The sequence below is a fragment of the Paenibacillus sp. FSL H3-0469 genome, from assembly GCF_038051945.1.
GTDB lineage: Bacteria > Bacillota > Bacilli > Paenibacillales > Paenibacillaceae > Paenibacillus_AQ.
On the sequence record NZ_CP150302.1, the window covers coordinates 6419856 to 6444982 of the forward strand.

The 25127-nt window shown below is 55.2% G+C and carries 20 protein-coding genes; 12 read left to right on the forward strand and 8 right to left on the reverse strand.

Going from position 1 to position 25127, the window contains the following annotated elements; all coding sequences use genetic code 11:
• Positions 1-76: 76 nt before the first annotated feature.
• The 3 genes from NSS83_RS28115 to NSS83_RS28125 form a co-directional block, all read right to left on the reverse strand.
• Positions 77-931: an AraC family transcriptional regulator gene (locus NSS83_RS28115; RefSeq protein WP_341187659.1), complete on the reverse strand. Its 855-nt coding sequence runs from the start codon at positions 929-931 to the stop codon at positions 77-79.
• Positions 932-1059: 128 nt separating this feature from the next.
• Entirely contained in the window at positions 1060-3657 is a 2598-nt protein-coding gene (locus NSS83_RS28120; RefSeq protein ID WP_341187660.1) for a beta-L-arabinofuranosidase domain-containing protein, read from the reverse strand.
• Between the two features lie 221 nt (positions 3658-3878).
• Positions 3879-4406 carry a hypothetical protein gene (locus NSS83_RS28125; protein WP_341187661.1) on the reverse strand — a complete coding sequence of 176 codons (528 nt, stop codon included), beginning with the start codon at positions 4404-4406 and terminating at the stop codon, positions 3879-3881.
• A 278-nt stretch (positions 4407-4684) separates the two neighbouring features.
• On the opposite strand from NSS83_RS28125, the gene NSS83_RS28130 reads away from it, so the two are divergent.
• A complete protein-coding gene (locus tag NSS83_RS28130) occupies positions 4685-6085 on the forward strand; it encodes a transcriptional regulator (RefSeq protein ID WP_341346950.1) in 1401 nt (466 codons plus the stop codon).
• On the opposite strand, the gene NSS83_RS28135 is transcribed toward NSS83_RS28130, so the two are convergent.
• Entirely contained in the window at positions 6063-6581 is a 519-nt protein-coding gene (locus NSS83_RS28135; protein ID WP_341187663.1) for a hypothetical protein, read from the reverse strand. The two genes, NSS83_RS28130 and NSS83_RS28135, sit on opposite strands and share 23 nt — an antisense overlap.
• 128 nt (positions 6582-6709) lie before the next feature.
• The gene (locus NSS83_RS28140) at positions 6710-7684 is read right to left on the reverse strand and encodes an aldo/keto reductase family protein (RefSeq protein ID WP_341187664.1); all 975 of its coding nucleotides are present in this window, start codon (positions 7682-7684) and stop codon (positions 6710-6712) included.
• Between the two features lie 228 nt (positions 7685-7912).
• Between NSS83_RS28140 and NSS83_RS28145 the strand changes: the two genes are divergently transcribed.
• Genes NSS83_RS28145 through NSS83_RS28155 form a run of 3 tightly spaced genes read left to right on the forward strand, consistent with a single transcriptional unit; the run spans position 7913 to position 12124 of the window.
• Positions 7913-9679 (forward strand): sensor histidine kinase, encoded by a 1767-nt coding sequence (locus NSS83_RS28145; RefSeq protein WP_341187665.1) that lies wholly within the window; start codon positions 7913-7915, stop codon positions 9677-9679.
• Positions 9666-11297 (forward strand): response regulator, encoded by a 1632-nt coding sequence (locus tag NSS83_RS28150; RefSeq protein WP_341187666.1) that lies wholly within the window; start codon positions 9666-9668, stop codon positions 11295-11297. Before NSS83_RS28145 ends, NSS83_RS28150 begins: the two co-directional genes overlap by 14 nt.
• A complete protein-coding gene (locus tag NSS83_RS28155) occupies positions 11294-12124 on the forward strand; it encodes an AraC family transcriptional regulator (protein WP_341346951.1) in 831 nt (276 codons plus the stop codon). Before NSS83_RS28150 ends, NSS83_RS28155 begins: the two co-directional genes overlap by 4 nt.
• Here NSS83_RS28155 and NSS83_RS28160 read toward each other — a convergent pair.
• Entirely contained in the window at positions 12111-13628 is a 1518-nt protein-coding gene (locus NSS83_RS28160; RefSeq protein WP_341346952.1) for an FAD-dependent oxidoreductase, read from the reverse strand. The genes NSS83_RS28155 and NSS83_RS28160 overlap by 14 nt on opposite strands.
• Positions 13629-13850: 222 nt before the next feature.
• Between NSS83_RS28160 and NSS83_RS28165 the strand changes: the two genes are divergently transcribed.
• From NSS83_RS28165 to NSS83_RS28195, 7 genes are all read left to right on the forward strand, one after another.
• Positions 13851-15074 (forward strand): hypothetical protein, encoded by a 1224-nt coding sequence (locus tag NSS83_RS28165; protein WP_341346953.1) that lies wholly within the window; start codon positions 13851-13853, stop codon positions 15072-15074.
• 151 nt (positions 15075-15225) lie between these two features.
• Positions 15226-16638 (forward strand): extracellular solute-binding protein, encoded by a 1413-nt coding sequence (locus NSS83_RS28170; RefSeq protein ID WP_341187670.1) that lies wholly within the window; start codon positions 15226-15228, stop codon positions 16636-16638.
• Between the two features lie 68 nt (positions 16639-16706).
• Positions 16707-17606 carry a sugar ABC transporter permease gene (locus NSS83_RS28175; RefSeq protein ID WP_341187671.1) on the forward strand — a complete coding sequence of 300 codons (900 nt, stop codon included), beginning with the start codon at positions 16707-16709 and terminating at the stop codon, positions 17604-17606.
• Between the two features lie 16 nt (positions 17607-17622).
• The gene (locus tag NSS83_RS28180) at positions 17623-18522 is read left to right on the forward strand and encodes a carbohydrate ABC transporter permease (RefSeq protein WP_341346954.1); all 900 of its coding nucleotides are present in this window, start codon (positions 17623-17625) and stop codon (positions 18520-18522) included.
• Positions 18523-18615: 93 nt separating this feature from the next.
• A complete protein-coding gene (locus NSS83_RS28185) occupies positions 18616-20004 on the forward strand; it encodes an FAD-dependent oxidoreductase (RefSeq protein WP_341346955.1) in 1389 nt (462 codons plus the stop codon).
• A complete protein-coding gene (locus tag NSS83_RS28190) occupies positions 19938-21119 on the forward strand; it encodes an SGNH/GDSL hydrolase family protein (RefSeq protein WP_341346956.1) in 1182 nt (393 codons plus the stop codon). The genes NSS83_RS28185 and NSS83_RS28190 overlap by 67 nt, the downstream gene beginning before the upstream one ends.
• 232 nt (positions 21120-21351) lie before the next feature.
• Positions 21352-22359 (forward strand): glycoside hydrolase family 130 protein, encoded by a 1008-nt coding sequence (locus NSS83_RS28195; protein ID WP_341187675.1) that lies wholly within the window; start codon positions 21352-21354, stop codon positions 22357-22359.
• Positions 22360-22729: 370 nt separating this feature from the next.
• Here NSS83_RS28195 and NSS83_RS28200 read toward each other — a convergent pair whose 3' ends face one another.
• Positions 22730-23929 (reverse strand): ROK family protein, encoded by a 1200-nt coding sequence (locus NSS83_RS28200; RefSeq protein ID WP_341187676.1) that lies wholly within the window; start codon positions 23927-23929, stop codon positions 22730-22732.
• A gap of 226 nt (positions 23930-24155) precedes the next feature.
• On the opposite strand from NSS83_RS28200, the gene NSS83_RS28205 reads away from it, so the two are divergent.
• Positions 24156-24527 carry a hypothetical protein gene (locus NSS83_RS28205; RefSeq protein WP_341346957.1) on the forward strand — a complete coding sequence of 124 codons (372 nt, stop codon included), beginning with the start codon at positions 24156-24158 and terminating at the stop codon, positions 24525-24527.
• A 56-nt stretch (positions 24528-24583) separates the two neighbouring features.
• On the opposite strand, the gene NSS83_RS28210 is transcribed toward NSS83_RS28205, so the two are convergent.
• Positions 24584-25039, reverse strand: coding sequence for a CBS domain-containing protein (locus NSS83_RS28210; RefSeq protein ID WP_341187678.1), 456 nt, complete (start codon positions 25037-25039; stop codon positions 24584-24586).
• Positions 25040-25127 lie beyond the last annotated feature (88 nt).

Here is a 25127-nt window from a genome sequence, read left to right on the forward strand (position 1 = left end):
CCAGAGAAATCGTTAGTCTCTGGAAGGGCTGTGGAGGGAGCGAAGAAGAGGCAGGAGCTGACGGATGCTCTCACGCTCATTCGTAGAACAGCAGGCGCTTGGCATAAGCGTTGCGGAACTCGGTGGGAGTGAGGCCGACGATTTTTTTGAACGATTTCATGAAGTTATGGCAATCCTTATAGCCTAGCTGCAATGAGACTTCGCTGACGTTCTGGTTGGTGTCGGTCAGCAGGAATTTCGCCAGCTCCATCTTCTGCTGCAGAATATATTGCTTCAGGGAGATCCCGGAGATGACAGTGAATAGATGGGAGAGATACTTCTCGTTATAGCCGAAATAAGCGGCGATCTGCGATACCTTAATATGCTCGCTGCGGCTCCATTTGATGTAGTCTACAATATCGTTGTAGAGCTGCTCCTGCTTGGTTCTTTTAAACGGATCAGCATCGGTTGGCAGGGTCTGACTGTACAGCTCGCATAGAATAACGGTAGACATATAGTTACCCAGCACGGTCTGATTGTAGCTTCGCACCGAATCCTGAAGCTGCTTCATCATGACGATGATTTTCTCCACATTCCGCAGGGTTCCGTATTGGGGCAGGTGAATTACATATTCTTCCTTGTCTCCGGTTAACGGAGCGGGGTCCGCAGTCTGACTACCGTTCGTAGCATGAAAATGCAGCCAATAAAAGCTACAGTCCGAAGACTTGTACCCGTATTGTCTGGTAAGCGGAGGCAGGAGCAGGAACTCGCCTTTGGAGACGACGAACTGCTGGTTGTCACCCGCCAGGTAGAGCACGCCCTCGGTCATCACAATCAGCTCATAATCCTGCAAAATCCGGCTTAAGTGAATCCACTCCGCTGAGGGGGCCACGAATTTGCCGGTCATCTCCAGATGTACAGGCTTATCTACCAGCAGTGTGAACGCAGTCATGTCATCATCTCCCCGGTGCAGAAATAGTCTTATCCTACTACCATATCAAATAAGGGCTATCTTGAATACAGCAGAAGCTGCATCCGAGATAACCCCGGGTGGTACAGTATTGGCTATACTGCTAGAAGCTATTCTTTCACAATCTGAAGCTTATATTCCTGCACCGTAACATGATCCTCCGCCTTAACCGTGAGATTCACCTCAGTACGGCTGTGCGGCAGCTTGATCTCGCGCGGCAGTGAATCCTCAATCAGAATTCCGTCTGCATAGACCAGGGCATTGTGGTGGTGTGGTGTAACGTTCAGTTGTACCTGGCCCGCTGCTTGCGGAACGCTCAGGCTATACGTGGTTATACCGCCGCTGAAGGAGGTAGACAGCGTTCCTTCACTGAAGGCGAGCTGGCGCAGTCCGGCATTGTGATCATAACCGGTCATCATGCGCAGCAGGTCGAAGATGCCGTTTTCCTTCTCTGGAACCGTGAACTTGACTTCCATCTCAGTCTTGCTGCCAACCGCTTCAGCAGGAATCAAATAACTCCGCTCGTAGAAGCTGCGGGCTTCATCCGTATGCAGCACCTCGCTCGCAATCAGCTCCCCGTCTACATAAATCGCTATTTTCTTACCATTATTTCCTGAGAAATAAGTGACCGAGAGATAGTTGTCCGTACGCGGCGCCACCTTCATCCGGTAGCTGAACCAGCCGCCATTCTCCGCTTTGCGGACGTTATATCCGTCCCATGTGGCTACGGAGGTGTTCTCCCCCTCAATGCCATGCTCCAGCTCATACTGGTCATTGCCGACCGGGAGACTGTCCAGTGTAGCGTCCTGTACACGCTGCCGGATTTTGCCTTGTAAAATATGCTTCTGCAGCTCAGCCGAATCGGCCTCGACCAGCCGCCAGTAGATGCCATAACGCTCACTATGCTGCTTATAATGCGGAGTGAAGACCAGCCGCTGATCCTCATCCGTTCCCCGCAGCGCAAAGGCCAGTTCATCCTGCTCCAGCCGGACTGCGCGGTCCGCAAGCTGCGCCAGCCACTCCTGCGGGCTCTCGTTCACCGTCGTGATGAAGTCCTTCACCAGCATGTTGCGGGTTGGGACACTTACAGCAACGCCTGTAGCGGATACAGACAGATCACTCTGGCCCAGAGCGGCGCTGAGCACCACCGGTCCATACTTGAACGCGACCACCTGGCGGGCATCCGGCAGGCTGAAGTGCGCCAGCTTCATCGGCAGCTTGAGCTGCAGCGTGTCGCCATCCTCCCATACTCTGTCCGTCAAGAGGTAACCTCCGCTGATCTCTAAGTTGACAGGCTGCCCGTTCAATAGAAGCCCAGGTTCTCCCGCCAGCCAATCCGGCAGACGAAGCTTCAGCGTGGTGGACTGAGCCTGAGGCTGCATCACTGAGATTTTGAACTCTACAGTATCGCTATAAGGCAAGTTGGCCGACTGGATCAGCATCAGGCCATGCGCGGCAGAGTCCAGAGTAGAGCTGAAATACTGGTTGACCACAATGCTGGCCGCATCATAGAAGTACAGGCTGTCATTCAGCTTGGTGAAGCTCTCCATGCCGGTGCCCGTACAGCACCAGAAATGCTCGAACGGCGAGCTGTAGACCTTGAAATACCCGGTCGCCATGGGCTGGAAATACATCGTCATCCCGGTATGCGGGTGCTGGGACGACACAATGGCATTCAGATAGGTGTTCTCGTAGAAGTCGGCGTAACGGGGATCTCCCGTGATTTTGAACAGCTCGCGGGTCAGCTTGAGCATATTGTAGGTGTTGCAGGTCTCCGCTGTGAAGTTGGAGCGTTCCCGGTCCAGCATATCCGGATCACCGAAGTGCTCCCATTCGCTATTCCCTCCGGTAATGTAGCTGTGATGATGAACCACCATCTCCCAGAACTGCACCGCCGCTTCCAGATAAAAGACTTCGCTCTCCCCGAGCGTCCGGTAACGGTTCAGCGCACCGAGGAATTTCGGAATCGTAGTATTGGCGTGCTTGCCCTTGAGAATATCCTTGCCCTCATGGACTGGTGTGAACAACGTCAGCTCGTCGAAGCTATGCGCGGCGCTTAAATGCCCTGCTTTTCCGGTAATTCTGTACAGGTCGTACAGGCAGTCATTCATCCCGCCGTATTCCACCGATAATACACGCTGATGGACCTCTTCTGACCAGGAGGCTGTGCGGATATATACCCAGTCACCGAGTTTATCCGCCAGGTCATAGGCCGTTTTGTTGCCGGTGGCAGAGTAGGAAGCGGTGAGTCCGGCAATGATTTTGTGCATGGTATACCAAGGGACCCAGGCTGGCTGCTTGTTCTCCACATTATCGAAAAGGCGTTCCTCGAATGCGGACAGGTAACCGCTCTCATGCTGGCACAGGGCGAGCTCTTCCAGAAGATAGTTCAGCCGGAGCGCCAGCCCGTCATCCCGCGTACAGGCATAGGCCTGGGACAGCGCCGACAGATAGTGGCCCAGCGTGTGTCCGCGGATCTCTGTGTTCTCCCAGCCGGGATATTTGTCGGCACGCTTCGGCAGTCCCCGGTTCTCGCGGAAGCCCGCCAGCAGGCGGTCAGGATCATAGCTGGTCAGATAATCGATCTCCTTGGCAAAGGCGTTTGCGATATACGGATCGGACACACGGACCTGGTCCATGCGGTATTCCTCATACAAGGGCTTACCCTGAATCGGGGCCGCCAGAGGCTGATGGGGTGTAATTGTCATTTTGTATCCTCATTCCTATGGATTCTGTAGGGTTACTGCTGGATGAATATCCTATATTTAAGCTTATAGATAAAGGGCTTGGGGGTAAATAGTGATTGGATTGAATATGTGTGAAAAGGTTAGATTGGGGAGGGGAGGCAGACGCAAAAAAGCCATAACCGCTGCTGGGCAACAGGCTATGGCTTGAGGTTTTTTATGGAAGTGATTAAGATAGCAGCTCCTTATGGAGTATACTGCTGCACGATCGATACAATCTGGCCATCCTTGATCGTGAGGTGATAAGGGGAACCGCTTAGATCGAATACATCTGTCTTGGCGAATTCATGAATGAACTTCTCCAAGGTGAGCGACTCGTTCCAGTTCGTATCCAGGTCTTCGAGCTTCCCGGTGTGATCATAGATCTGCATGGTGACCTTGGCATCCGGGGCTACCGTATAAGCAGTCAGCGTGTCGCTGTCATTCACGATATAGTAACCGTCCGGGGCACCGCCGATTTCGGCTGCGGATTCCGGCTCCCGCTCTGCGAAGACAGCATCGGCTGCTGCGCCTTCATACCATTCGATCTCATCCCCGGTAAGGGTCGTCTGACCGTTATGATTCTCTAAGGAATGTATATATACCGTCAGATGCTGGGTTGACCCCTCGCTTTTGGCATCAGCGGTTTTTATGGTTGTGCTTGCCGTAGTCACGAGGGAAAGGAACAACAGAACCAGAACAGGAAGCAGGTAGACGTTTTTGTTTTTTAACATTATGAATTTCCCCCTTGGCGTAATCTTACACGGCATGAGTCTACACTTCTTATTTACCCTGCCGGAATATTCTCAAACTTGTTTATACCCTAATAAACGTTGGTTCAGCAGAAATGTTGCAAAAGATTTTTTAACTGGGTATATATAACAAATATTCCGTCTTTGTCAACCACTTTTGAACCGTTCAAACCAGATTGACCTGCCTAATTAAGGGATTTATGATATAGGAATATCTGGATTTTTACTAGAATATCTGGTTTTTGAGGGGCGGTATTGGTTTGCAACAGCACACTACAATTCAAACAGAACTGGCTGCTTTTCTTAGAAAAGAAGGCCAGACAATCAATCAGTTCGCAGGAATCTCCGGTGTCAATTCGGGTACACTCAGCAGCATTATTAATGGTAACCGTCCTATTGCCATGCAGCAGCTGGACCGGATTACCGCCGGAATGGGGCTTCCTGAAGGAGCATTTTATGAGTTATATATAGATGAATGTGTGGTACACTCCGCACCCGACTGGCGGCGGCTGGGACCCTTCCTGCACCGCTGTGCGGAGCTGGACAAGCTGGAGTGTATCCGGCAGGTGGTTCAAATCATCATGGACAATATTACATATGCCCCGCTCCTGTTCGATACGGCGGAGGAATTCTACGGGCAAGGCAAGCTTCAGGCAGCCGCTCTGCTGTATGAAGGAGTAGCCGACAGTGAGAAATATCAGCATTCGGAGCGGCTGGCCCTGTGCCAGTACCGGCTGTTCACGATCCGGATCGGCCAGAGCCCGGAGGCAGACTTCCGCGCGGCGACCCGGTTTGAATATTTCGTAGAGCGTCTGGAGGAAATAGACCAGTTGGATGCGCTTCGGCAGCTGGCGGATATTTATATTGCTCTACAGCACTGGGAGAAGGCCAGACTATTGGCAGAGGAGCTGCGTCACAAGACATCTATCCAGTATGAAATCAGATTTTACAAAACCAGAAAAAAGAAGGAGCTGAGGCAAGCGCCCCAACCTCTTTGCTTCTATATACTGTATGCTTACTGGCTGCAATCCAAGGTATGCGAGGAATCCGGTGAATATGAGCGGGCGCTGGAATATGTCGGCCTCTACTCTGAAATGAGCTGGATTGTCGAAGAATCGGCAGAGGTTGAGCAGATCAGAGACCAGTTCAGCAGGCTTGGTACAGTCTATGCATGTCTATACCGTATGATGTGCGGTGAACTTGAGGTTCTTCCTGAGGTTGTGGAATATATCGGGACCCCTGGGCTCGGACTGCTGGACGGGCTGCTTAAGACAGTTCAAGCAGCTAACCGGTATGGCTGGGAGGTAGATGAGCTTATCAGCCACTTCCAGCCGCTGCTTATGCCGGGGGGAGCGGCCTTTGGGCAAGCCGAAGGAACTCCGGGCAGAGAGACGCCGGATCAATATCCGGTACTGCTCTATGAGCTGGCGGTGTACTCTCTTAAGGCAGAGAAGATGGAGCAGGGGATGCGTTATATCTTCGGGAGTCTGGAGGCTTCCGCCGCACTTGGCAGCATAGACTGTGTGATCCGCAGTGTAAGATTATTCGAGCAATTCCGGCCGCATGCTTCAGCAGAGGATCAAGAGCGGTATAAGCAACTAATTAATAGGGTGCAGGCTGCTCACGCCGAGCAGACGGTTAAGACACAGGACCGGTTGTAGGAGGCTCATTGATAGTATGCAAAGGAAGCCCCTTCCGGGATGGAGGGGGCTTCCTTGTATGGCTGAATGTATGCGATAAATCGAACACAATGGGTGATGGCGCAGGCATATGGCTGAATGTAATCGAAAAACCGACTACAATGCGCCGCATGGTGGTGTGCGGGCCTAATGTAATCGAAAAACCGATTACAATGCGCCGGATGGTGCTGTGCGGTCCAAATGTAATCGAAAAACCGACTACAATGCGCCGGATGGTGCTGTGCGGACTCAATGTAATCGAAAAACCGACTACAATGCGCCGGATGGCGCTGTGCGGACCCAATGTAATCGAAAAACCGATTACAATGCGCCGGATGGTGCTGTGCGAACCCAATGTAATCGAAAAACCGACTACAATGCGCCGCATGGTGCTGTGCGGACCCAATGTAATCGAAAAACCGACTACAATGCGCCGCATGGTGCTGTGCGGACCCAATGTAATCGAAAAACCGATCACATTGCGCAGCCGCCAAGCTGTTTACACTCCGCCTCGCCCACACCCGCCCCAACCACGCCACGTTCTTACCACGCTTCTGCCCAACCACCCGGTCCTACCACGCACCATACCTCCCACTCGCCCCGGCCCTATCTCGCTGGTGCGAAACCTGCTACTTCACTAAGAATATCATCGATCGCCTTCAGCGTATCCGGCTGAAGCACCGCATCCACAGCCTGCGCATTCTCAAGCACCTGCTCCGGTCTGCTGGCACCGATCAGTGCCGAGCTAACGCCGGGCTGGCGCAGCACCCAAGCGAGCGCAAGCTGGGAGAGCTTCAGGTCCAGCTCAGCGGCAAGCGTATCCAGCCTGCCGACAACCTCCAGCACATCATCCCGCAGGTAGCTGCGGATGACACCGTTCACGGAATCATCCGCACCGCGTGTACCGGCCGGTGGCTGCTGACCGGCCTTGTATTTGCCGGTCAGAATACCCTGAGCCAGCGGAGAAAAGACCACCTGTCCCAGGCCTTCATGGGCGGATACTTCAATTACCTCGTCCTCGATATACCGCTCGAACATGTTATAGATCGGCTGATTGGCGGCGAGCGGCCGCAGGTTCAGTCTGCGGCTGATGCCAGCCGCCTGCGAGATCTGGGCCGCGCTCCATTCGCTCACGGCGGAGTAGAGGATTTTACCTTGGGCGGTAAGATCATCAAGGGCGCGGAGCGTCTCCTCCACAGGAGTGTCCTGATCGAAGCGGTGGCAGAAGTACACATCGATATAATCCGTGCCCAATCGGCGCAGGCTGGCTTCGCATTGCTCCATAATATGCTTGCGAGAGAGCCCGCGGTCATTCACCCCGTCGCCCATCGGGAAATATACCTTGGTGCTGAGGACGTAATCAGAACGCTTATAAGGGCGGAGTGCGGCACCGATGGCCTTCTCGCCTTCGCCCCGGTTGTAGGCATTGGCCGTATCGAAGAAATTGATACCGCATTCAAAAGCAGCGGCAATACACTCATCCGCAGCCTTCTGCTCGGCCGCTGTTCCATATGTAAGCCAACTGCCCAGTCCGATCTCACTAACCTTAAGTCCGGTGTTGCCCAGTCTTCTGTATTTCATTTTGTATTCATTCCTTCCATTGATAAATAGGATGAAGCGTGATCCTGTCTATCGTATCATATCCGCCCGGCCAAGCGAATGCTAACGGGTTATTGTTTAGGACACGCCTGTACATACGGCAGATCCATCGTCCACATACGGTGAATCCACTTTTTCATCTGCTGTGTATTGTCGGGCTGAACGTTCAGGTACATAATCGAAGAGCAGGGTATCTGCACACAGGAAGGCGTGAAGGACTTGAACTATTTCCGGAAGCAATCATTCCGCAGCAAATTAAAAACCGCATTCTTGGCTGTGATCCTCCTCTCCGTGCTGATGACCGGAGGACTATCGTATTCTATCTCGGCAGCGACTTTGGAGAAGAATGCGCTGAAGCTTACCCAGGATAACGTTGTCAAATCGGCGCAGATCATCGATGAGAAGCTGAACAAGCTGATGCTGATTATGATGACCTTCATGATCAGCCAGCCCTTTCACGATATGATGAGGGATGTCGTCACCGGGGACACGGGCCGGTATTATACTCACCTGAATGATCTTGATAACGTTTTCTCGCAGGCACGGATTGCCGAGCCGCTGATCCATTCGATCTATGTGTCCACGCCGATCGGGGAGTTCTACCCTTCCTCAATGAACCGAAACCGTCTGACGGAGTTCAAGGATACCTTACTATACGAGCGGATCGAACAGGAGAAGAAGAATACATGGGTTGAAGGCCATGAGGACATGCTCTTCTCCGGGAAGGAACGGGTTATTTCATTGATTCTGGAACCTATCTTTGATACAGCGGTCCGCGGAGTCTATATTATCGTCAACATCCGTGAAGACGGCTTCCGCAAGCTGGTGAGCGGGGATACCGGCGGCGGGGCACGCAGCTTCCTGCTGAACACGGCAGGCAGTCCCGTCTATTCTGTAAAGGACCCGCTCGTTCTGCAGGCGGTGGAGAGCAGTGATCTGACCGGAATGATCAGCAGCAGCCGGGATCTCAGCAATACCTTCAAGCTGGGGGGCGAATCGTATCTGCTGAACTATGCCCATCTAAGCATTGCCGATTGGACGATGACCACGATCCAGTCCAAGGCCGGCGTACTGAAGGATATGATCTATGTGAAATGGCTGCTCGCGGTGGTCGCCCTCTTCGCCTTTACTGTTACAATGATGGTATCAGGAGCCTTTACCCGTTATCTGCTGCGTCCGCTGCAAGGTCTGATGAAGGTGATGAGACGGGTGGAGAGCAATGATCTGACTGCAAGATTCGAGAGCGGAGGCGGGGACGAGCTGGCCCAGGTCGGGATGCGGTTCAACCAGATGCTTGAGCAGATCGTGGTGCTGATCGGAGAGGTCACACAGGCGGAGACCAATAAGCGCTCGGCAGAAATCAAGGCCTTGTCAGCCCAGATGGACCCCCATTTCCTGTACAACACGCTTAATACGATCTACTGGAAGCTCAATTTGCAGCAGGTGAAGCAGTCGCAGAGCATGGTCATGTCCCTGTCCCGGCTGTTCCAGCTCGGGCTGAACAAGGGGCAGGAGATCACGACACTGTCCAAGGAACTGGAGCATGTCCGCATGTATCTGGAGCTCCAATGCAGCTGTTATGAAGGGCTGTTCCATTATGAGATCTATGTGGAGGATGAAGCGCTGGTTACCCTCCCGATTCCGCGCATTCTGCTTCAGCCGCTGGTGGAGAACAGCATTCTGCATGGCTTCCGCAACCGGGAGAGCGGGGGGCAGATCGATATCGAAGTCTTCGATGAGGGAGAACGCTGGTGTCTTAAGGTCCGCGACAACGGAGCGGGCATGGACGAGGAGGCGGTCCGTGCACTGTTCCGGCGGGAGTCGGAGAAAGGCTATGCCGTATCCAATCTGATCCGCAGGTTGCAGCTCTACTACGGGGACAGTGCAGCAATCCGGGTGGACAGCGAACCGGGCCGGGGGACGGCGGTTAGTATATCTTTACCCAAACGGGAGGAGCATCAGGATGGACGATCATAAGGTAACCCTGTGTATCATTGATGATATTAAAAGCGTCGTGGAAGGCCTGAGCTGCATGAACTGGGCGGAGCACGGCATCCGGGTGGCAGGGACGGCCGCCAACGGTGAGGATGGGCTGGACCTGATCGCGAAGCTGCATCCGGATCTGGTCATTACAGATATCCGTATGCCGAGGATGGACGGCTTGTCCATGCTGCGTGCCGTACTGGAACACCACCGGGATTGTAAAATCATTCTGGTCAGCGGGTATGCCGACTTTGAATATGCGCAGCAGGCGGTACAGCTTGGCGCGTTCGACTTCGTGGTCAAGCCGTTCACGGAAGAGGATATCATGAAGGCGGTGCTGCGGGCGAAGTCGGAGATTATGGAGGAGCGTTCCAGACAGCATACCCTCCGGGAGATGGAGAACAAGCTGCGGGAGAGTCTGCCGGTGCTGCGGCAGGAATATTTCGCCCTGCTGGTCAGCCACAGAACGCCGTGGGAGCAGGCAATGCCGCGATGGGAATTCCTGAGCATTGATCTAAACCCTAAGGGGTTCGTAGTGATGCTGCTTGAAATCGATCATTTTCAGGAACGGGCGGCTGAGCTGTCCATCCGCGAAGTGGAGCTGATCCGCTTCTCCCTGCTGAATATCACACAGGAGACCATTGCCGAGCATACCCGCTGCGTGGTGTTACGGGCCAAACATAACCGCTATCTTGCGGTGATGAATGACTCTGGTCCGGCCAGTGCAGTAGAGATTGCCGAACGCTGCTGCAAGAACATTGAACGGTATACCAAGTTCACAGTGTCGGCCGGGGTTGGAGGCCGGGTGGAGGAGATCAGCGAGCTGCCGGATTCCTACCGCCAGGCGCACCGGGCGCTGGCCCACCATCTGTTCACCGGAGGCAATGCCGCCATTATGTATGACGATATTCACCAGAACGGAAGCCAGGAGCCGCTGGCGCTGGAGTACAAGGACGAGCTGTTGCTTGCGCTGCGCTCCGGCAATGTCAGCCGGACAGGCGCGATCCTCTCAGCAATCTCAGAATCGCTGAAGAGCCTGAGCTCCAGGCATAATCCCGATTATCTGCTTATTCTGTATGAGGAGCTGGCCGCATCAGCGATCCGCACCTTCTATGAGCTGGTTCCGTACGGGGAGATTCAGCCGCTGATCCAGCGGTTCAGGGCGGTGCAGGGAACAGCGGGACTGCCGCTTGCCACCCTCCAGCGGCTGCTGCTGGACCTGTGTACAGAGGGGGCCGCCCTGGTAAGCCGCAACAGCCTGTCCGAAGGGCAAAAGGTGATTTATGAGGCGGTCGAGTATATCAAGGGCCGCTTATCCGAGGATATCACTGTCGGTGAATGTGCGGCCCATGTACATCTCAGCGCCAGCTATTTCTCCAGCCTGTTCAAGAAGGTGAACGGAGTGACCGTTACCCAGTATATCACCGCAGAGCGTATTCACCGGGCCAAGCTGCTGCTGGTGGAAGGGGCGCAGGTGCAGGAGGTGGCTTCCGCTGTGGGGTATGAGGAGCGCAGATACTTCAGCGAGATGTTTAAGAAGATCACCGGGCAGACACCGTCAGAGTTCAGGGCGGGGTACCACCCGGACCGCCAGGAGGAGTCATACCCGTGACAGCGTCCGATCCGCAACGGTGCAGCGTCCTGTATGCCAATTACTTCACACACACGCAGTCTCACTCGGTTAAGTATCAAGAGGGGCTATCCTTCTATCTCTTCAGACTGCAGATGGAAGGGACCTGCCGTGCTCTGGTAGAAGGAAAATACGAGACCATCATCCCCGGCGATCTGCTGATCTATGCTCCAGATCAGCCGTACGAGCTGTTCGTACAGCCCCGCAGCGCTCCAGGCTCTGGCGAAGTTCAGCCCGTCTCTGATTATTTCCTGATCGCAAGCGGGGAGTGGCTGGATTCCTGGTGGCAGGACCGCAGGCTGCCGGCCCGGACGAATATCGGCTTCGACGATACGGTCATCACCTTATGGAAGCATATTGCCGGCGAGAAGAGGAAAGTGATGCAGCATCAGGAGGAAATGCTGGATTACCTGCTTAGAACGTTCTGCCTGACGCTGGAGCAGGTGATTCAGGCCAGAAGGCGCACCAAAGGGGTGGAGACCGCCTACAAGCTGAAGCAGTTCATTGACAATCATGCCCATGAACCGCTTAGCCTGGAGCAGATCTCCGCCTCCGCAGGGTTAAGCATCTCCCGTGCTTCCAGCCTGTTCAAAGCCGCTTTTGCCCAATCGCCGTTCGCCTACTGTATTGATGTCAGGCTGAAGTCTGCCGGGCAGCAGGTGCTCTACAGCACACTGTCACTGGAGCAGGTTGCCGACAATGCGGGCTTCCAGAGCTACGCCCACTTCTGCCGGATGTTCCGGGAACGGTATGGCATTCCACCGGGAGAGTACCGGCGCAGCTTCGGCTTCCGGTTCAATCCCGGGTGAGTCCGGTGGTGTACAGCACCTGATTGGACGCAAGAAGTATAGCTTGCAGTTGCCCATACTCAACATTCTGAACGATGCCATCCGCCTCAAGCGCAATTACAGCAGCTGCTGCCGCCGATTGGCCCAGAATCATGAAGACGGGCTCCATCCGGATGGAGCCGTAGGCCGCATGAGTGGCCGACAGGCAGACCGGTACGATCAGGTTGGTGCATTCGCTGCGCTTCGGCAACATCGCCCGGCAGCTGATCGGATAAGGCTCGGCTAACCGGATATAGAATCCGCCCTCGGTGCTAACATGCCCGTCTTCGTTCACATAATACTGCGTATGATGCGAGTCCATGGCGAAGGAGCCCATCCCGGCGGAATCTGTCACCGGGTGCTCCCGCCTCACATCATGCTCCGTCACCACATAATCTCCAGTCATTCTGCGGGATTCCCGGATGTAGAGCTGGGACGGCCAGTGGCCGCTGTCCGTAAATTCATCGAGCGGCAGCCCCCACGGCTTGTAGGCTTCCCGGATCTCCTCCGGCACCCGCGGATGGTTCTGGACCGTCCAGACAACCCCCTGCTGGTAGATGCGGTGGGCCTCCCATATCTTGTCCCGCGCCGCATAATCCGCCTCTGGATAACTGTGGTTCATTCCGTTGTAATCCGTAGAAATGCCGCTGTTATTATTGGAATCGGTCTTGTCCGCAGTGACCCGGTTCAGCTTGAAGAAGCGTGAGCGCTGCCCCTGCTCGATGGCCCGGAACAGAAGCTCATAATCGGCTTCGTTATAACCCTCAGGCTTGCTGATCATCATCCGGTTGCCCGGATTGTCTGTCAGACACATGCGGAAGTTATAGGCTTGCAGCTTATGGTCCCCCTCGCCGGCACCGCCGCCGCGGTGCGCATTGACACGCGGGAGTAAACCGCTCGAAGGCACTCCTTTAATGACATAGGGGTCAATTCCCGGCGGGAGCTCATTTGCTTCAGGGCCGGGCTGAATACCGTTTAACGTCTCCCCGTACTGTGCGTTCGGCTCCCGGCCGACCACATAGGACACACCGGAATGGCCCATCAGGTCTCCCTCATAAGAGGCGTCGATGAATATTCTCCCGTGATAGACCTTCCCGGATTCCATGGTAATGGAGGTGATTCTTGAGCCTTGCCGGGTCACTCCATTCTTAAGCTCCAGCCTTTCCCCGCAGACGACTTCAAGGTTATGCTCCGCCACCCAGTCCTGCAGCACCTCAAGCGCAACCTTGGGCTCGAACAGCCAGCAAGCCCCGTCCTGCGCATATTTCTGCGCGATCCGCTGGTAGAATTCCAGAGACAGGCCGCCGACCGCCGCCGATATCCCCACATCCGTATCGCCCAGTCCTCCGGTGGTCATGCCGCCAATCCTCCGGCTCTGCTCGATGACTACCGCACTTTTGCCCATGATGGATGCCTGGACAGCCGCTGCTATACCTGCTGCCGTTCCGCCGTATATGACAAGATCATACTGTTTCATCCAGCTCATCTTCCTCCTTGGTAACGATTTTGCCTGCAAAAATGATTATAAGCCGCTGCCTGGACCTGCGTGAATGATGGATCTTCCTGATTCATTTGACGGATCTTACTGTTTTGCCCGGAAGGGCGGTTTCAAGTGAAAAGTCTTTTGAATTCGCGGATGGCCTATGATAAGTTGTTTGCTGAAAAACGGAATAAACCCCTGACCTCAGGAGGTAAACCAGGAGGAATTATGAAACCACAATTTCGCTATTTGGACAAACCGGCGCTTGAACCTGTACCAGGCTGTGACTGGGCGGACAAAATGGTTCTGAATCCGGCGATCATTCAGGACCCTGACTCGGATGACATTCATATGCTGTTTCGGGCAACGGGCCCGTGGCCGCAGGCAAGAAGAGAGGGCTGTCATGATCCCTATCCGATTTTTTTGGGCTATGCGCGGAGCACGGATGGGGGAGAGACCTGGGAGGCAGACTTTTCAAGACCTGCCCTGGCTCCGGCCCTCGGGTATGAAGAGGATGAATTGTACATCACGGACATTTACGGAACAAGGGTGCGGAATTATGCCAACGGTTGCGTGGAGGACCCCCGTATCTTCTATATCGGGGACGAGCTGTATGTCACGGTGGCCTGCCGGGCTTTTCCCCCTGGCCCTTATTGGCTTAGCAGCCAGCAGCCTCCGGTGCAGACGCGTTTTGAGTATGTGCCCGATTGGATCTTTGGGGGAGAGAGTACAGACCCGTTCATTCAATCGGCCCGGGCGAATGATACGGTCAGCGTTCTGTACAAGCTGGATTTGGCCAAGTTGAAAAAGGGTGAATATGAAGACGCTTTCGGGTACGTAGGCCCGCTTACCGAGGGGCATGTCAGCGATAACCGTGATGTGTTCCTGTTTCCTGAGCAGATGAGAATTGCCGGTAAATGGCAATATGTGATGCTGCACCGGCCGATGAATGTGCTTCCTTTTGCCGGAGGAGAGCAGGCGGGCAAGCCCTCCATCTATCTGGCGGCGGCAGAATCGATTGCGGATTTCGCTTCACCTGCAGCAGTCCACCGGCTGCTGGCCAGCCCGCTGTTCGATTGGGAGGAGAACCGTGTGGGGGCAAGCTGGCCGCCGGTCGCCCTTGGGAATCGGGAGTGGCTGGTGGCTTACCACGCGAAGAAGAATGTGCAATTTGGCTATACGCAGTCCTTCATGATCCTCAGGGAGCAGGAGAATGATTTCCCGGTCATTATCCACCGTTGCTCTGACCGCCTGATGTATGCGGAGCAGGATTGGGAGATGCCGGAGGATTATCCTACGCCCTGCCTGTTTACCACGGGAGGCATTGTCATGGGGGAGGATTTAATCATGTCTTATGGTGCTGCGGATCAGAAGGTAGGCATTGCCTGGGTCCATTTTGCGGAATTAGTGGGGTACATCCGAAAGTTTGATGAGAACGGCATCCTGCGGTAACGGGGGAGCCCGAATGTTGACGCTGCAGCCTGCCGCAAAGAATAGAATTCTGTCCCTCAAGAGTGAGTCTGCCGCACTCCTTTTGCCGGAAGGGTAGCCTATAATAGAGAACGAGCTCACAATACAAATGTTAATCAAAGGGGTAGAACGTATGCAGAAAAAATGGTTGGGCCTCAGCCTGAGCCTCATGCTGGCCGCCGGAATCGCCGGCTGCGGCGGGAATAATAACGGTAACGGTGCTGCGGCGGATGGAACGCCCGGAGCGGCAACAGCGAGTCCGGCAGCTTCGGCCGCAGCTGAAACGGGCGAGCCGGTACAGCTTAAATACTGGACCGATGACCGTCATGACCAGGAATATATCAAGGAACTGATCAATAAGTTCAATGAGACGAACGGCGAGAATATCCAGGTGGAACTGACAGTCATGTCCGAGAATTACGCACAGAGCGTTGACATTGCCTTCACCAGCAACCAGGCACCGGATATCCTCCGTCTGAAGAGCGGCAACACCCCCGAATTTGTCAAAAAAGGCTATCTGGCTCCGATTGACAGCTACCTGACCGATGAGATCAAAACGAAATTCGGCAGTCTGCTGATCAATAATGTCAACCGTTTTGACGGCAAAGTATATTCTTTGGCCAATACCGGCCTCACCCTGCGTCTGATTTACAACAAGGATCTCTTTGACAAAGCAGGCATCGCGAATCCTCCGGTATCGCTGCAGGAAATGGTCGATGACGCCAAGAAAATAACCGAAGCCGGCAAATCGGAGGGCGTCTACGGCTTCGCGCTGAACTTCAAAAGCCCGAAGGCGGCCTTTGACCGTTCGGTCCGCGAGATTCTCTCCCTGAGCGGCTATCAGGGTCTTGGCTTTGACCTGAAGACAGGCCAGTTTGACTTCGCGCCTTACTCCCAGGTGATCGAGTATTTCAAGCAGATGTACGAAGACAGAAGTATTCTGCCGGGTGCGGAGACGCTGGATATCGACCCGCTGCGCGCCCAATTTGCCGCAGGCAAAATCGGTATGTACCTCAGCTTCTCGACGGAGCCGGGCGTATACCAGGACCAGTTCCCGACAGAGATCAATTGGGCAGGTGCCCTGGCCCCTACGCTGGACGGGCAGATTAAGGGAACCTCGGAGATCGTATCCGCCGGTACCTGGCTCGGGATCAGCGCGAAATCGGCGCATCAGGAGGCCGCCTGGAAATTCATGCAGTACATGTACGGCGACGATATTCTGAAGACGTATCATGAGAAGGGCTTCGGGATTGCTGTAGTGCCGGGTATTGTGGAGCAGGCCAAAAAGCCGGAAATTGGCGGTATGGAAGGCTTCCTGGTCGGCGAGCATGACTCGCTCTGGCCTGCTGTGCCGAACGTCACGCCGGAAGGCTCTACCTATGCCGATGCTTTCTTCAAATATATGCTCTCGGGCGGGGATTCCAAGGCTATCGCTGCTGATCTGAATACAAGATATAATGACGCATTGTCCAAAGCAGTGGAGAAGGGCGAGGTTACCGTTACACCGGACCCGGCATTTGATCCAATGAAGCCGCAAGGAGAATAACGGGTTACACAGGGGCTTGTACGGGATTCCCGGATCAGCCCCTTTGCTTTCCCCGAAGGAGACCAATCATGATCTATAAATGGAAAAGACTTGGGGAGAATTCCCTGTTCCTTGCACCGAGCATCATACTGACGCTTACTCTCGGCATCTATCCTCTCATCTGGATGCTGCGCTATATGTTCTATGATTATGCCGGATACGGCGAGGCGCTGTTTACCGGGCTGGACAATTTCAGCCGGCTGCTGCGGGATAGCCTGTTCTGGGAATCGGTCCGCAACACCTTCATCTTTGCCGGAGGAAAGCTGCTGCTGACCCTGCCGCTGTCGCTGCTGCTGGCTGTTATTCTTAACGGCAGATTGCGCGGGTCGAATCTGCTCCGGGGTATATATTTCATGCCGACGGTCATTAGTACCGCGGTCATCTCCGTTGTTTTTTATAACATCTTCAATTCCTATAACGGGATGGTTAACACAGTTCTGATGAAGCTGCATCTCGTCTCCCAGCCGGTAGACTGGCTTGGTCCGAAGCACGCGATGCTGACGGTAATTATTGTAGCGGTGTGGGGTGCAGTCGGGAACTATATGCTGCTCTTCCTCGCCGGGCTGCAGAGCATTCCGCAGGACCTGTACGAGAGCGCGTCCATCGACGGAGCGAACGCCGGAAGACGCTTCTGGAATATTACACTTCCGATGCTGGCTCCGGTAGCCCAGATGGTCATTATGCTGGCGATTATCGCTTCCCTGAAGGGCTATGAGAGCATCATGGTCATCACCGAAGGCGGACCGATCGGCAAAACGGAAGTCATGTATCTCTATCTCTACAAGCTGCTATTCCCTGTATCCACCGGTTCACCGGTAACGCAGCAGCTCGGTTACGGCAGCGCCGTGGGCTTCGCCACCGCTGTGATTGTCGGAGCGGTAACCGGCCTGTATTTCTTCTTCAGCCGCAAAATGAACAAGGTGTATTAGGAGGCCCGATCATACTATGAATGAACATGTGATATCCAAACAGCCGGCGGGACAGCCGCAGACTGCCGACAAGCCAACCGGCTATGCCGGCAGAATAGCGGTCCGGACGCTTATGTGGCTGTTCCTGCTGACAACGGCGATCCTGACCTTGTTTCCGCTGCTGATGACGCTGACCGGCTCGCTGAAGACCGGGGCCGAGATGATGACCGGCGGCAGCCTGCTTCCGGCGAAGCTGCAATTTAATAACTATGCCGAAGCCTGGAAGCAGGCCAATTTCGCCCGCTATACCTGGAACAGTGCTTTTATGAGTGTGATGGTGACGGTGGGGACGCTGCTGGTGGCCTCAATGGCTGCTTATGTGGTGGACCGGCGTGATTTTCCGGGGAAAAGGATTTATGTCACAGTGCAGGCGTCCATGATGTTCATTTCAGTCGGGGCCATTGTCCTGCGCCCGCAGTTCGATCTGATGGTTGCGCTGCATCTGAATACTACGCTGTGGGGGGTTATTCTGATTCTGGTCAGCGCCCATTCCAGCACCTTCTTCATGCTGCAGGGCTTCTTCAAGGCGATTCCCCGGGAGCTGGATGAGGCGGCAATGGTAGACGGCTCAGGCTTCATCCGCACCTTCTTCCGTATTATTCTGCCGCTATTGACTCCGGGGCTTGGTGTGGCTGGACTCTTCGCCTTCCGGCATGCCTGGAACGAATATATTCTGCCGCTGGTGTTCACGATGACGAATCCGCAGTTGCAGACGCTGACGGTCGGGCTGGCGAATCTCCGCTATGGCTCTTCGGCAGCGATGCAGATTCACCTGATGATGGCCGGGGCCTGCCTGTCCATCCTGCCGATGCTGCTGGCGTATATTCTGGCGAATAAAACCTTCATCCAGGTGACTGCCGGATCGGTTAAGGGGTAATAAATCTAAAGATAAAGCGTATGCTTCTGAAGCGAGTTTTGTGAGGTGGATTCTAGTGATGGCTACGCTATCCAAACTGTTAGGAGGATAACGATGAATAACGGACATATTACAGTGCCGCAGGCAGAGGTGCCGGTCTCCCGCGAGGTGGATGTGCTGGTCATCGGCGGCGGAGCGGCAGGGATTGCGGCTGCCATCTCCGCTGCCGAAGGCGGGGCAAATACGATGATCGTGGAGCAGCGCGGGTATCTGGGCGGAATGGGCACCGTGGCGCTGGTGCCTGCCTTCTGTCCCTACACGGACAAGGTTAAGCCGATTATCCGCGGCCTTGGCTTGAAGCTGATGGAGCGGATGAAGCAGGCTTGTGATCCGGGGTACCAGGAGGAATACCGCGAGCAGCTCGACTGGGTGCCGATTGATCCTGAGGTGTTGAAGCGTGTCTATGACAGCGCTGTGCTGGAGAGTGGTGTGACGCCGCTGTTCCACACCTTTGTCTACGATGTGGTGCGGTCTGCGGACGGCCAGACAATAGAGGGTGTAATAATTGTCAATAAATCCGGGAGGTCCTTCATCCGCTGCCGTTATATCATTGACTGCACCGGCGACGGCGATATTGCTGCCCTGTCGGGCGTGCCGTTTCAGAAGGGCGGCGATGAAGGGGAGCTTCAGCCGGGCAGCATGTGTTATCTGCTGGCGAATGTAGACCGTCCAAGCTTCAGCCGCTTCCTGGCGGAAACCGGAGATACTAGTCAATTGCACCGGACCGTGGAGCAGGCCATCCAGGAAGGGGCGCTGCCGGAAGGGCGCAAATCCATCTCCGGCCTGGCCTGGGTGAGCGATCAGCTGGTCGGCGTGAACTTCGGCCATGTGTTCGGGGTGGACGGCACGAAGGCTGAGGATCTTACGCGCGGAGCCATTGAAGGCCGCCGGACGGTGCTGCGGCAGCTTGAATTCTTCCGCAAGTATGTGCCCGGCTTCGAACAGGCACATCTGGTGGCAAGCGGAGAGCAGCTTGGGATCAGAGAGACGCGGCGCATTCAGGGCGATTATACGCTGACTGTGGACGACTTCGTGGCAGCGCGTTCATTCCCTGACGATATCGCCCGCAATGCCTACTACATTGACATCCATCTGGCGACCAGCAAAAGCGATATGACCTTCAATCATCTGCCGCCGGGCGTCTCCCACGGGGTGCCTTACCGGGTGATGCTTCCGGTAGGCATCCGCAATCTGTGGGTGGCGGGACGTTCTGTGTCCTCGGACCGGGCGGTGCAAGGCTCCCTGCGTGTCATGCCGAATTGTTTCTCGATGGGCCAGGCCTGCGGCACGGCAGCAACGCTTGCGCTCCGGGACGGGGCGGATTCCCGCAGCATCTCGGTTCCTGAGCTGCAGCAGCGCCTGCTGGAGCAGGACGTGTGGCTCGGGGAGAATTTCGTTCCGGGGGCAGCGGGGCAGGATGCGGAAGCGGGGCAGGCGGAGTGAAGAACGAGAACAGCGTTAAGAACGTGGAGAACGAGAAGAGCGTGAAGAATGTGAACAACGAGAAGAGCGCGGAGAGCGAGAAGAGCGAGAAGAATGAGAAGCGCTTGAACAACCTGAGGCACCTTCCTGTGCAGGAGGCGTGGTTTCACGGGGCGGTCTCGCTGGAGCAGCGGCAGGAGGGCATCAAGCCCTGGCGGATTCCCTTCCGGGATTATGATCTGTACCCGCCGGATGGGATCGGCGGCAAGGCGGAGATCTGCTCCGGTATCCGGCTGCGGTTGTCCACCGGATCGGAAACCCTCCTTCTCCGGTTTGAACCGCTTGCGGAGGACGCTTCGCTGGATTGTGTGGCTGACGGCAGTCTGGTCCAGACGCTTCGGCTTGCTGCGGAGGCTGGGGAGGCCTGCTTTACCGGGCTTCCCCCAGGAGTGAAGGAGCTGGAGATCTATCTGCCGCAGAATACCGGTGTGAAGATCAGCGGTCTTGCCATCGATGATAATGCTGTCGCGGAGCCGCTGGCGGACACGCGTCCCCGCTGGGTGACGTATGGAAGCTCGATCACCCAGTGTGTGGCGGCTTCTAGCCCGTCGCGTACCTGGCCGGTGATCGCCGCCGGGGAGATCGGCTATCACTTGACCAATCTCGGCTTCTCCGGCAACTGCCTGATGGAGCCGATGATAGGCCGCCTGATCCGGGATCTGCCGGCTGACCTGATTACCTTGTGCGTCGGCGTGAATATCTATGGCGCAGCTTCTTCCAGCCCGCGGATGTTCAAACCCCTGCTGATCGGTCTGTTGGAGACTATCCGGGAGAAACATACTAAGACACCGCTGGTTGTGATCTCGCCGATCTACGGAACGGAGCGTGAGACAGAGGAGAATCCGCTTGGCTTCACCCTGCCGCTGATGCGCCGGGAGATCGCGGATACAGTGAAGCTGCTGCAGGCGCGGGGCGACCGCCATCTGCATTACCTGGATGGTCTGGAGTGGTTCGGTCCTGCAGACGGGAACCTGCTGACCGATGGTCTGCACCCTGGTCCCGAAGGCTATGAGCTGCTCGGCAGCCGCTTCGGCAGCAGACTGGCGGCTGCGCTTCGGGAAGAAATGCTGCATTAGTACAGCATCAAACCTAAAGTATGGTTGGGCGCGATGAGGACTGAATTGGGACAAATTGTATGTGAAAAACCGAATACAATGTGCCTGCGCGAAGATATCAGACCCAAAGCTGAAAATTGAAAGATTTCACGTGAAAATCATATAGCTTAACTATGCATTATGATGCATAATAGGGTTGCAAAGACACTGGTTACGCTTTCATCTATCAAAATTACAAAGGAGAACATGCACAATGAACGATCTGGCAACAGGAACGCTGACTTCAAGTCCGGTGATGGTCCGGCACCCGCTTAACCCGATTCTGAAGCCTTCTGATGTACCCTATGGACCGGCCATGGTATTCAACGCCGGGGTGACGAAATTTAAGGGCAGATATGTCATGGTGTTCCGCAATGATTACGGGGATGAGAGCAAGGGGATCGTGGCTCCCCATCATACGACCAATTTGGGCCTTGCCTTCAGCGATGACGGCGTCCATTGGGAGGTACAGCCGGAGCCTTGCTGGTCCTGGCATGATGAAGAGGTGGTCCGGGTATATGATCCGCGCCTGAGCGTGATCGGTGACCGCTGTTATATGTGCTTCGCAGTCGATACGCGTCACGGGCTGCGCGGAGGGATCGCTGTTACTGATGATTTCCGTTCGTTTGAAGTGCTTAGCCTGTCGCTGCCGGATAACCGCAATATGGTACTCTTCCCGGAGATGATCGGAGGCAAGTATGTAAGGCTGGAGCGTCCGCTTCCGGTGTATAGCCGGGGCGGACGGGACCGCTTCGATATGTGGATGAGCGATTCCCCCGATCTGAAGTATTGGGGGAACCATAAGCTGCTGCTGGCCGTGGAGCAGGTGGCGTATGCCAACGATAAGGTTGGTCCCGGTGCGCCGCCAGTGAAGACGGATAAAGGCTGGCTGACCACCTTCCATGCGGTGGACCTCGACCCTTCCCGGGGCAAAAACGGCTGGGAAGACACCTGGAAAAAGCGTTACACCGCCGGAATTATGCTGCTGGACCTCGAAGATCCCAGCAAGATTATCGGCCGGGCGGCAGCACCGCTGCTGGTGCCCGAAGCGGTGTATGAAACGGCCGGCGGCTTCCGCAACGATGTGATTTTTCCCGGCGGGATGATCCTGGAAGACTCGGGCGAGGTCAAAATTTATTACGGTGCAGCCGATACGGTGGAATGTCTGGCGACTGCGCATGTGGATGATCTGCTCCGGCTCTGTCTGGAACCAGCTCAATAGCCCTCAATAGCAGCGACCGTGGGGAGATTATGCATAAAGTGCAACAATACAGCTCAATAGGAGCGGCCATCGCATAAATCCTGCATAAATTGCAACAATACAGCTCCAATTAGCACCAATTCGCCGGAATTCCTGCAAAAGTTGCAACAATAGCTCCACAGCCACTAACCAATGTAGAGAAATCCTGCAAAAGGTGCAACAATGCCGGAGCCATCCAGCAACCGAAAGCAGGCGCAGAGGGGGAATGAGGTGTACAAATCCTGTACAAATACACCTGATTCGGCCAAAAGGGGTACTGGGCGGAAACGAGGTGTACAAATGCACCAGGTTCAGCCTAAAGCGGGGGCAGGGTGAAATTCAGGTACACCCGTCAGCTCGTTAGCTGGTGCAGCACCAGCGCGCATGCGCCTGTTGCAACTGCGCGCTCGCCCAGGCTGCTCCGGGTGAAGCGGACGTTATACTGTCCGCGGTAATAGGTCCGCTCCAGCGCGATCCGCGTGGCGGTCTCGTAGAAATCTGCCGCGAGGAATAGCGGGCCGCCAAGAATGACCTCCTCCGGGTGGAGGATATTAATCAGGTTCGCCAGCCCGGTGCCGCAGGCTGCCGCCATCTCATCAAATAACCGGACCATCACTGGATCGCGCTCCTGGAGCGCTTCCAGCAGATGGCTGAATTCCAAAGCCTCCGCATGCTCTGCCAGAGCACGGAGGCTTATGTTGCTGTCCAGCCGCCAAGCCTCGCGGGCCTGCCCCTCCAGCGTCCGGACCGACACATAGCTCTCCCAGGCTCCGGCGTTGCCGCCGGGAATCAGCGGCGGCACTCCCGTGCGGTCAATGATCATCTGCCCGACCGCACCTTCGGTATCGGACATGCCATAGAGCAGCCGCCCGTCGTTCATAATGGCTGAGCGCAGGCCGATCCCGGCATGAAGGTAGAGCAGGTGATGCTGCATCCGGCTGCGGCTGGCCCAGTATTCGCCAAGCAGTGCTGTATTGGCTCCGTTATCTAGGCACACCGGCACCTGAAGCCGCTGCTCAAGCTGCTCCTTGATGTGAACCTGCGACCAGCCCGGCGCGGGGAACCGGGCCGGGTTCAGGATGACTCCGGCTGTGCGGTCCAGCGGGCCGACCGCACCGATGCCCAGTCCCGCTACCCGGCTGAAGCTGAGCGAGGCGGCTTCAAGCAGCCGCTGAGCCTGCTCCTCAAGGGAAGCCATAAGGTACCCGGGGGTAAGCCCTGCATCCATGCTCCAGGTGTATTCACCAAGCAGCTGCAGATGGAAGTCCGTCAGTACAAGCTTCGCATGGGTACGGGAGATCTCCAGTCCAAGCAGATAAGCATAAGATGGATTCGTCTCATAGAGGGTAGGGCGGCGTCCTCCCGTGGATTCGCCGAAGCCGGCTTCCAGCAGCAGCCCCGGAGCAAGCAGCTCCTCCAGGATACGGGTCAGGGTGCTGATCGTCAGGCCGCTCTCCTCCAGAAGTGTCTGCTTGGAGACGGTCCCGTGTTTTCTGACCGTGAAATAGATCTCTTTGGCTTTGGGATTGGCGATGATTTGGTGAAGCTGCACAGGTCGGTCCTCTCCTTATCCAAGTACTCAATTTACTTTTACAATGACATAAATAGGAGATGGCCGCAACTGGCAGCAGGAGAGCACAAGCTTACAGGGCTTCATTCGTCTATAGCGGCAGGTCGCGCCGTCTGAAGAGCTGGATGCCTAGAAGGAAACAAGCCAGTCCGTTCAGCAGCAGTATGGAGGTTGCCTCTGCCCATGCTGCTTTGAGTTCCGGTAGGAAATGAGGCAGCAAAAATCGCTGAAGGAACTGATCGCCTATTGTATCTATAAGGAGAAAGAGACCGATTCGCACCTGCCGCCGGCGGTGATCAAGGAGATTATGGTCGATAATCAGGAGATGTATCAGTATATTCAGCAGCAATACGAAGATCATATTAGGCCGTTAATGGTGCAAATAGTGGAAGAAGGACAAGCACGCGGGGAGATTACCGATAAAGTATCGGTGCAGGCAGTGCTGCTGGCCATTCAGATCTATATGAAAAGCTCGGGAGAGATGCTGGACGGTCAGGCAGCACATGAGGACAGGGAGGCATTCGTGGAGGAGCTGATCCATATTTTCTTCTATGGCTTATGCGGCCGGGAGCCGCAATAGATGCGGCACCGGCAATTGTCCGTTAGACGGCAGGCTGCATAGCAGGCGCCCGCAGGCTAGAGCAGCGCCTTGAAGGAATGGCGGATCACATCGCCGCGGCTGATGATGCCGACCAGCACGTGGTTCCGTTCGACGGGAACCTTTTTGATCTGCTTTTTGCCGAGGATGGTAGCGATGGCTTCAATGTCTTCTTCGGCATGCACGGTGATGACCTTCTTCTTGGCGATAGCCATTACGTTCAGACCCAGCAGCTTCTGCGCCCGTTCCTCGAACAGCTCATTATCCCCGACGAACACATTAATCTGGAAAAAAGAATCCACGATCAGATCCTCATGCCTGCCGATATAGCGCATGATATCCCCGTCGCTGAGGTAGGCGACAATCTCGTTCCGGTCATTAACTACGGGCATGCCGCTGATCCGGTGGGCAATACATTTCTCAATAAAAGTCCGTACGGTGTCTTCCTGCTTAACCTTGTACACCTGACGGACCATGAATTCATGGGCTTTCATAACGGTTCCCCCTGAAAATTAGCTTTTGCAGAAATAAGTTGTATCATGAAAGTATATACTTGTATTATACAAGTGAAAAGAGTAAAGT